This is a genomic window from Candidatus Dorea massiliensis AP6 (genome assembly GCF_964245105.1).
GTDB classification, from domain to species: Bacteria; Bacillota; Clostridia; order Lachnospirales; family Lachnospiraceae; genus Laedolimicola; species Laedolimicola intestinihominis.
This window is the reverse complement of sequence record NZ_CAXTKW010000042.1, coordinates 1-1,475: the sequence shown is the minus strand read 5'-3', so window position 1 is coordinate 1,475 and position 1,475 is coordinate 1. Positions and strand designations below refer to the sequence as shown.

The 1,475-nt window shown below is 35.3% G+C and carries 2 protein-coding genes; both read right to left on the bottom strand.

The features are described 5' to 3' along the window. Positions 1-40: 40 nt before the first annotated feature. Positions 41-931 carry an IS3 family transposase gene (locus ACESZP_RS17900; RefSeq protein WP_499709946.1) on the bottom strand — a complete coding sequence of 297 codons (891 nt, stop codon included), beginning with the start codon at positions 929-931 and terminating at the stop codon, positions 41-43. After that, positions 862-1,475 (bottom strand): transposase (locus ACESZP_RS17895; RefSeq protein ID WP_499709945.1); only part of this gene is annotated, 614 nt, incomplete at its 5' end. The genes ACESZP_RS17900 and ACESZP_RS17895, both read right to left, overlap by 70 nt.

The window sequence follows — 1,475 nt, the reverse complement described above, 5'->3', positions numbered from 1 at the left end:
CTGATATGTACCCAGAATCCTGGACACATTGATTTATGAATTAGGCACAGCAACACATGGATGCTTTCCTGTATTTTACAGGAGGCATCCATTTTGTTTTTGCCTGAATTCTCTCGTTATTATAGTAATCTATATATTCTTCAATTGCTTTAGAAAAATCTTCAAACGACTCATAGTTTTTTTCATATCCATAAAACATTTCGTTCTTTAGTCTTCCGAAGAATGTTTCCATAATACAATTATCATAGCAGTTTCCTTTTCTAGACATAGATTGAATTATACCGTGTTCCTTCAAGGCATTTCGAAAGCAGGCATGCTGATACTGCCATCCTTGATCTGAATGAAATATCAAACCATTAACAGCCGGAAATTTTTCAAAAGCTTTATTAAGCATACGTTGAATTTGCTCCATATTTGGACTTAGAGATAAATCGTATGAAATAATCTCATTTGTATTCATATCTAGAATTGGAGAAATGTAACATTTCCCCCATGAAAAATTGAACTGGGACACATCGGTAGTCCATTTCTGCAATGGTGCAGTTGTACTGAAATCCCGATCTATGATGTTATCTGCAATCTTTCCGACTTCGCCTTTGTAAGAATGATATTTTTCCTTTGGTCTTTTTCCAAACAATTCCATATCATGCATGAGGCGTTGAACCCGTTTATGATTTACATTATAACCGCGATTCATCAGTTCTTTGTGGACTCTTCGAACTCCGTATCTACCTTTGTTGTTGTCAAATATTTCTTGAATCTCAGATATTAATCTCTCGTTTTTAGATTTTACAACATCCACTTTATTGATCTCAAAATAGTAAGTAGATTTAGCTATTCGCATGGCTACTAATAGATGTTTTAGTTGGTATCCTTTTTCTCGGAGTTCTTTGATGATTGCTGCTTTTTCGCCTTGAGTTGCGCAGCCCATTTTTCTTGCCTCAAGGCGATCCTTTTTTTTATTACTTCATTCTCAGTTTTGATATATTCATTTTCGGCTCTAAGACGTATTAATTCTTCTCGTTCTGATTCTGTCAGAGGTGCTGGATTTACATTCTTTTTCATTTGAAGCTCCTTTGGTGGTCGACCTTTTTTCATATCTATCAGACCATTATAACCTTTTGTTTTATATTTTTGTACCCATCGATATAGCATTGCTTCACTAATGCCATTACTACAAGCAACCTTTTTGTTTGACTCTCCAGCTAGAACCTTTGAAATAAGCTCAAGTTTTTCTTCAACAGACCATTTCTTATTATGATTTTTTCTTCTTAGTGCATCTGGCCCACAATTCATTTCTATTCGAGTCCATCTTCGAACAGTTTCCCGAAAAGCTCTTTTGGTAACTCCGTTAGGCGGTTCTGGTAAGATGCCGTTTCGATACAATTCTACACATTTTAATTTGTATTCAGGTGAATAGTGCATAAAATAACCCTCCTTACTGGATTTTGTCCAGTAAAGAGGGTACATATCAA

Bases quoted from the DNA above. Each gene is read 5' to 3' on its own strand.
- ACESZP_RS17900 (WP_499709946.1), bottom strand. From the start codon at position 931: ATGGGCTGCGCAACTCAAGGCGAAAAAGCAGCAATCATCAAAGAACTC.